The organism is Coriobacteriia bacterium (assembly GCA_031292615.1).
Taxonomy (GTDB): Bacteria; Actinomycetota; Coriobacteriia; order Anaerosomatales; family JAAXUF01; genus JARLGT01.
The window spans coordinates 1-7,952 of record JARLGT010000061.1 but is presented as its reverse complement, the minus strand read 5'-3'; the positions used below and the strand labels follow the sequence as shown (position 1 = coordinate 7,952).

General features: G+C 66.7%; 5 protein-coding genes. 2 read left to right on the top strand and 3 right to left on the bottom strand.

The genetic code is table 11. The features are described 5' to 3' along the window. Positions 1-4,002 (bottom strand): glycosyltransferase family 2 protein (locus P4L93_05520; GenBank protein MDR3686393.1); only part of this gene is annotated, 4,002 nt, incomplete at its 3' end. A gap of 174 nt (positions 4,003-4,176) precedes the next feature. Between P4L93_05520 and P4L93_05515 the strand changes: the two genes are divergently transcribed. Beyond that, positions 4,177-4,662, top strand: coding sequence for a rhodanese-like domain-containing protein (locus P4L93_05515; GenBank protein MDR3686392.1), 486 nt, complete (start codon positions 4,177-4,179; stop codon positions 4,660-4,662). A 15-nt stretch (positions 4,663-4,677) separates the two neighbouring features. Further along, on the top strand, positions 4,678-4,905 hold the full coding sequence (locus tag P4L93_05510; protein MDR3686391.1) for a thioredoxin domain-containing protein: 228 nt from the start codon (positions 4,678-4,680) through the stop codon (positions 4,903-4,905). Positions 4,906-4,923: 18 nt separating this feature from the next. On the opposite strand, the gene P4L93_05505 is transcribed toward P4L93_05510, so the two are convergent. Then, a complete protein-coding gene (locus tag P4L93_05505; GenBank protein ID MDR3686390.1) occupies positions 4,924-6,348 on the bottom strand; it encodes a hypothetical protein in 1,425 nt (474 codons plus the stop codon). Positions 6,349-7,067: 719 nt separating this feature from the next. Then, on the bottom strand, positions 7,068-7,952 hold an 885-nt coding region (locus P4L93_05500), incomplete at its 5' end, for a protein phosphatase 2C domain-containing protein (protein ID MDR3686389.1).

Genomic DNA, 7,952 nt, shown 5'->3' with positions numbered 1-7,952 from the left:
GTCGCCCGGAGCGGCGAGCGTCCCGTCGCCGGGGGTCGCAGCCGCCAGCTCGTCGAGCGCCGCGAGCGCCTGCACGAGGCCCTCGGCGAGCCCTACCAGCGACGGAACGTGCGAGAACAGCGGTTCGAGCGCAGCGTGCGAGCGCATCTCGGCAGGTGCCTCGGCGATGAGCGCGGCCCACGGCGCCAGACGGCCGAGCAGGTCGAGCGGTTCTGTGACGGCACAGCCCATCTCGGCGATCGATACCGAGAGCTGCTCGAGCGGCGTGACCGGAACGGTGAGGCCGTGGCCGGACTCGTGGCCGACGGGCGCCGCCACACGCGTGGGCGCGACAGCCTCGTCCAGCCCTCCGAGCAGGCGCTGCGCCTCGGTGGCTAGGCCGTCGAGGCGCCTGAGCAGCGCCGACCACTCGCCGAGATCATGCGGGGTCTCGGCGGTGTCGATGGCGCGCACGAGGCCGTCGAGCGACTCGCGCATCGAGCGAACGATGGTGTCCGGCTTGAGCGCATCCTGGCAGGCGACGAGGTCCTCGAGCGCGAGTAGAACCGCGTCGCGCGCGCCTTCGAGCAGCTGCGGGCCGAGCAGCGCGGCCTCGGAAGCCTCCAGCAGCGAGATGCGCAGGACGAGCAGGTGGCCGGCGAGGTTGCCCGAGTCGACCGTGGAGACGTACATCGGGCGCAGCGGTTCGAGGGTGTCGATCGAGTACCAGTTGTAGAAGTGGCCGCGGAAGCGCTCGAGACCGGCGACGGAGTTCAGAGTCGCAGCCACCCGGTCCTCAAGGCCGGAGACCGTCGTGTAGCCGAGGTCGTAGCCGTTCACGTACGAGAGCAGCTGCAGTCCGATGTTGGTGGGGGAGGTGCGCCACGCAACCACCGCGCCCGGATCTTCCTGGAAGTTGTCGGGAGCGAGGTTGTGGCCGTGGCCGACCACGAACGTATCGAAGAAGCGCCAGGTCTTGCGCGAGATTCGCCGCAGCATATGGCGGTCCTCGGCGGAGAGCGGTTCGGCGACGCGTTCGGGCGTGGGCGCCGAGACCCACCAGGCGAAAATCGGTCCAACGAGCCAGACCGCGACAAGCGGCAGCGCCGTGAGAATTCGAGGCACGCGTCCCAGCGTCGAGATCGCGATCACCACGACCGCCGAGACGGCCATGGGGCCCATCGCGCGCCAGAAGGCAGTGCGCGTGGTGCCGGCGCGCTGCTCGGCGTCGGCGGCTGTCTCCCACTCGAGCAGGTGCTTGTGCGAGACGGTCATGCGGTAGATTGCGCGGATCATGGCGTCGAGCATCAGCCACGCTTGGTGCGGGAGTACCGCGAGCGTCAGAGCGCCGCGCCACGTGTCGCCGGCGAAGTCTCGCAGAATCGACGGCGCGGTCGAGACGAAACTCACGCTCTTGGGCCGGAAGACCATCGCGTCGGCGAGCGAGAAGTACGCGGGGAACAGCACCAACAGCAGCATGAACAGCGGCCAGGAGATCGTGGAGTTGGGAAGTAGCAGCCAACCGGCCACGAACATCAGCAGCATCGTCGGCGAGACCAGCGATCGGCGAAGGTTGTCGAACATCTTCCAGCGGTGCAGCACAGAGAGCGGGTTGCGCTGTCGCTTGCCGTCCTCACCAACGACGGTCGCACCCACCCATGGGAATGTCTGCCAGTCGCCGCGCACCCAGCGGTGCAGGCGCGAGGCAGCGGCGAGGTAGTTGGCCGGGTAGTCGTCGAGGACCTCGATGTCGCTTGCCAGCGCGGTGCGCAGGAACGACCCCTCGATCAGGTCGTGCGAAAGCAGCGTGTTCTCGGGAAAACGGTCCTCGAGCACACCTGCAAAGACGTCGACCTCGAAGATGCCTTTGCCCGTGAACGAGCCCTCGCCAAAGACATCCTGGTAGGTGTCGGAGACGGCGCCCGAATACGGGTCGATGCCGGTTGGGCCCGAGTACATCGCGGCGAAACGGCTGCGACGGCTACCCGGCAGTGTCATGCCCACCCGCGGTTGCATCAGCCCGTAGCCGCCTTGGACGCGAGCCTGCCCCGGGCGCCACTGCGCGCGGCTGAGCGGATGCGCAATCGCGGAGATCAACTTGCGCGCGCCATCGCGCGGCAGGACCGTGTCGGCGTCCAAAGTGATCACGAAGACGCAGGAGTGGCGGAAGGCGACCTCGCCCAGCTTGGTGACGAACGAGGTGTCCGTGTCGCCACGCATCTCGCGCACGAGTTCGGTAAGTGCGCCGCGCTTGCGCTCCCAGCCCATCCATACGCCCTCGGACTCGTTGTAGCGGCGCTCGCGGATGAGCAGGTGGAACGGGCGTACCCCGTGCTCGGCCTCGTAGCGCTCGTTGAGCTCGGAGATCCCCCGCACGGCGGCCTCGGTGATCAGCCCGTCGTCGGGCCGGCTCGGCTCGGCCGAGGCTCGCACATCGCCGAGCAGCCCAAACGCGACGTTGGGGTCGCGGTTGGCGAGGTAGGTCGTCTCGATGTGCTCGATGATGTGGCGCGTGCTGCTAACCGAGGAGAGCAGCGCTGGGATGACGACGAGCGTGCGGTTGGAGTCGTCGACGTTTCGGCGGGGGTCGAGCTTGGGCATGCGACGCGGCGGGAAGACGAACGCTGCCAGCCGGTTGACCACTACGAGCGCGAGTTCGGAGAGCGGAATCAGGCTGATGATCAGCAGCACAACGATCTGCCAAGCGGCCGCGTGCTCGAACATCGCGTACCCGCCCAGCGCGGCCACGAGCAGCGCCGTGAGCACCGCCAGTGAGCCCCAATAGAGCTCGCCCTTGCGCTTGAGCGGTCCGCGGTAGAGACGCTCGCGGCTGTGGGGGCGGTAGCCGATTGCCGGCTCGAGCTCGTAGCGCCCGCTGCCGATCAGCCACCAGCCCACGTGTCCGGCCACCTCATCCGACGCGTCGCGCGCGAGCGCCGCGCGCGCGAGTTCGACGACCTTCTCGGCGACGCCCACCTCGTCGAGGTTGCTTCGCCGGGCGATCTGCTCGATCGCATGGCGGTAGCGGTCGCGGCTGCCGAAGTCCATGACGCCGTAGGTCTGCGTAGGATCTCGGCGAAGCACGTCTTCGGCGACGCTGACCTGCTCGAAGAACTCGCGCCAGTCCAGGGCGTCGAGCATTCGGATGCTGGTGATGGAGTTGGCGATCGAGACCTGGTCGGCGGCCTGCTGTTGTTGCGCATCGACGGCCGCGTCCTCCAAGACGATGCCGTCCGTGGAAAGCCGGCGCTCGACCCAGGCGTTGATTGCCTCGCCGCCGCGCTCAAGCTCGCCGAGCCGGCGCGTGAGCCGCACGAAGAACGCCGGCGGCATGCCGTGGGTCTCGGCGTCGATGCTGCCGAGGAGCTGGGGCAGCGCGTCGGTGGTGCCGTCTTGAGCGGCGAGCACGAGCCTCTCGGCCCACGAGTCGGCAGCGCGTTCGGCGCGAGTCGAGGCGATGGTGGCGTGCGAGAGCCGGCGCAGGTTCTCGACCAAGCCGATGCGCAGCATGATTGGCACGGCCCATACCTCGCCGATCATCAGCGGCGATGTCTCCTGGTACCCGGCGATGAAGCGCTGTAGATACTCCTCGTCGAGGCGTGCGTCGGTATGTTCGATCAGCTTGAGAAGCGCCGTGTAGAGGCGCGGGAAGTCGCGGTAGGCGCCCTGGGTCAGCCGCGGCAGCTCGATGCCGTAGTCGCTGGGCAGGTCCTCGTGCACGAGCAGGACCTGCTCCTCGATGAGATAGTAGTTGTCGAGCAGCCACTCGCCGGCCGGCGACGAGCCGCCAGTGGCACGCGCGGCTGCGGCAAGCTCGCGATTTGCCGAGGCCAGTGCCGTGGCCGCACGCTGCATCAGCGGGATCAGAGGTGTGGTTCGCAAGTGCTCGTCGGCGACCCAAGGCTGCTCGGCGGCGAGAGCTCGAGCCTCCTCGGCGAGGCGGTCCGCCGAGAGCAGCTCACCGCGCAGAGGAGCGTCGCCGAGGGCGGCTTGAGTGGTCGTCGATGACGGCTGGTCCGACATGCGGCTCCTTGAGGAATTGCGCGGCAACAAGCCGCAGTTTGGTGAGCGGCTTGCTCTTGGGTTGCTAGTTAGCTTGTTCATTATCCCCGAGCAGGGAAGAGTGCGTCGTTACGTTGTGTCAAAATACCCTGCGGGGTATAGTAGATAGCGCTGTTACCGCCGGAAGGTCTGCTCATGAAGAAGGCGCCACCAAAGAAGAAGCCAATCAGCCAGATCATCATCTGGGGGGTCGTTGTCGTCGCCGTGGTAGCTGTGGCACTCATGCTGCTGTTGCCCAAGGGCGGAAGCGGCATTACCAAGGTCGACTCGGCTGGATTGATCGCCGCCCAGGCCAAGGGTGCGCAGATTGTCGACGTACGAACGTCCGGCGAGTACGAGCTGGGACACATCAAGGGAGCGATCAACGTTCCGGTCGACCAAATAGCACAGACGGCAGCAACCTGGAACAAGGACAACTCCTACGTTGTCTACTGCGCTAGTGGTGCGCGCTCAGCCGAGGCGCAACAGACTATGGCGGGGATGGGATTCAAGAACGTCGCGGATCTGACCGGCGGTGTCGCCAGCTGGACCGGTCCTCTTGAAAAGGGCACTTCGACTTCGCAGCAGACTATTCAAACCTCGGGCAAGCCGGTCTTCATAGAGTTCTACACGCCAACTTGACCGTCCTGCGCCAAGATGAAGCCCCTGGTCGAGGGGCTAGAGAAGCAGTACGGAGACAAGGTCGAGTTCAGGCGCCTCAATGTCGACGGCAGTGACAACGCAGCGATGGCGATCGCGAATAAGCTCGGTGTTCAGTACGTCCCCACGTTCGTGTATGCGACGAAGGACGGCGTGGTCAGCGGCACTGTCGTAGGCGAGCAGACGACCGACCAGCTCAAGGTGCGACTCGACGCGTTGAAGTAGCGATCCGGCCGCGTGCCTCTAGGGGGCAACCTGATAGGCGCCGTTCTGCGAGTACCCCTGCGGATTCGACTGCGGGCTTGCGTAGCTTCCGGACTGCGTGTCCTGCGGGTACGTCTGCTGTGCTCCCGAGAGTGACTCGCTGGGGTACGACTGCTGCAAGAGCGCGCCGAGGCGCGGATCGTCGGAGGTCATCCACGACACGGAGTTCCCGGCTCCAGTGAGGACCCACTCCTCGCTGTCGCCGCCGCTAAGCGCGTCGCCGGAGCTAACCGAGCTGTTGAACGAGGCGAGCGACACGAATCTCACACCGACGTAGGTGTAGACGGTGCCTTGACCTCCCTGCGGGCCGTACTTCATCGGGGTTCCCGACCAGGACACGGCCCAGTCGGTTCCTGGATGCTTGCGCGCGAACGCCTGAGCGAACGCCGCTAACGCCACTGTTTGACCTCTGAAGGCATCGAGCGACGTTTCGCCGGTGTCAGATTGGGTCAAGACCAAGTGCACTGTGGGCGCCGAAGAGGAGCCCAGCAAGCAGATCGCACCCGGACCTTCCGAGATGTACTGCTCGACCTTCCAGCCGGGAAGAACGCCCTCGGCTTCGGACCGGTACTCGTCCTCTGACGGCACCGTCGAACCGTCTGTGTTGCCGTCCTGAGTGGCGAACACTCCGTTCGAGCGGTCCAGCGAGTTGGCCGGCATGCTCGCGGCGGCCAGAGTGCAGCTGGACATCGCGACGACCAGCGTGAGTCCGAGGGTAGCGAGCCGGGAGGCGATTGAGCGACCTGCTGCCGCCTGTGGGTCGGCAGCGAGCGCCCCAGCGTACATCGCGACCGCCGCGACAGTCACGGGCACGCCGAAGGACAGCATCGTTGCGCCCAGGCTTGAACGCGGCGAACTCACGACGAAGCTGACTATCATGATCGCGGCGAAGGCGAGCGGCGTGACTACAACGGTGCGGGGCGCGCCGCGCTTGAAAGCCTGAGGCGTCAGCAGCCATCCGCCGAGAAACGCGGCTGCCGCTACGAGCCCGCCGGCGATCGTCATGGCCGCGACGCCGGTTGTGCCGCCCGAGAGCATCGCGCCGAGAAGCGAACGCAGCCCCAGCAGCAGTCCGAGGAGCGAGGCGAGCACGACGCTACTAGTGGCCAGCCCGGTATGCAGCCAAACGACCGACCTTCGGCCGGGCGCGGCGGGGGCAACCGGAGTCGACCCCTCTGGGCGCGCGATCTCCAGGTTCTCGGCGAGCTGGGGGTGCTGGCCATAGAAGACGTCGTGCATGTTGGGCGAGGCCCAGACGAAATGGCCGCAGCGATCCCAGCTGACGAGCCGTTGCGGTGAGATCGGGTCGGCGCCGGCGAACAGCGCGCCGTCGCGCAACACGACGTTGCGTTCTGGCACGCCAGGCGCGGTCATGCGACCGAGGATCACTTCGGCCTGCGACATCCTGTATCCCCTCCGGAAGCGACGTGGTCTTGTGCCGCTCCCCTCGAACTCCCAGATTGTGTATCGACTCGGAGCACGCGGTACTGTAGCTGGACGAGCGAGCGGGAGGCCGAGCGGAGCATCGCGGTCGTCCGCCGTTTGGCGCCGACGGCCGTCAATACGTCGCCGTTCGTCGTTTCCGCACGTCAGAGGCGTTGCTCGGCGGGGGAGCTGGCGTATATTCAGACGTGAGGCGCGAACCGCATGCGCCGCATCCGGCAGTTGGGAGGTCTATCCACTGGTGGAAAGCGAAGCGTCAGAAGACCCGAGCCGATATGGCAGAGGAAGGGCTTCGACGAGCGGTTCGAGCGCGTTGGAGCACCGGGCATAAGTCCCTGGAGAGTTCGAGGATGCGGCCGTAAACGCCAAAGTGGCCAACAGTTCTCGAGAATAGCCTTTTGGAGTGGCGCCTCGGACGGTGCGAAGGCCATTTCGGTTAGGGATTCGCGGTGGCGACTGAAGCTGCCGGAGAGTGTGGAAGCGGGCCCCGGATTCTTGGGACCCGCTTCGTTTTGTGCCGCGCCGCGAGCAAGGGGGATGCGTCTGCGGCGCGATCTCACCAACATCGGCCCGAACTGGATGATTCCGCCGCCTAGCATCACGACGACAAGGCCCGTCCAAGTCGAAGCCGACTGGAGCGTGACGTGCTGAGCGTCCTGCCAGTTGAAGCCGGCCTCGGGCTAGGCCGGCTCTTCATCCTCGATGACGTCGACCTTCGCGGGGCCTCGCACGAGGCCGAGCCGCTGCAGGAAGCCCATCCCGCCGCCGCGGCCCTGATCGGCCGCGAGCTGGGGGATGTCGCCGGTCACCCGGACGACAAGGACGGAGACGTTGTCGTGTGCGCCCCGCTCGAGCGTGAGCGCGATAAGCCGCTCGGCGACCTCGGAGACGTCGGGAAGCGCACATGTCTGCGCGATCTCCTGCCGAGAGACCAGGTCCCAGACGCCGTCACAGCACAGCACGAACGCGTCGCCCTTGTGGATGGCAGTCCGGACGATGTCGACCTGGACACCCGGAGCTCCCCCAAGGCTGCGAGTGAGCTGCGAGCGCGCGGGGTGCTTGGCGGCCTGCTCGGGAGTGATGAGGCGCATCCGCAGCATGTCGCCAACCTTGGAGTGGTCGGCGGTCAGCTGCGTGCACTGACCTTTGTGGACGAGGTAGGCGCGCGAGTCGCCCACGTGCCCGATGAACCCCTCGTGTCCTGAGAGTGCCAGCGCCGTGCACGTAGTGCCCATGCCGCGCGTCTCGATGTCGAGCGAGGCCGCGAACACCGCCTGGTTCGCTTGCCGAATCGCCGAGCGGATCGCCGACTGGGTGGGCGAAGGAGCAGCCGTGGTCCACGTCGTGAGCAGCTGCTCGACGGCCATTCGGCTTGCGACTTCACCCGCCGCGTGGCCGCCCATGCCGTCGCAGACGACGAAGCAGGGCCCGTGATCCTCGATCACATAGGGGGCGTATGCGCCGACGAAGTCCTCGTTGTCCGCGCGGACGGCTCCGGGGTGAGAGCGCAGTGCCCACGACAGCTCGGGAAGATCCGCGCCTGCGGCGGCACTCATTCCCGGCGT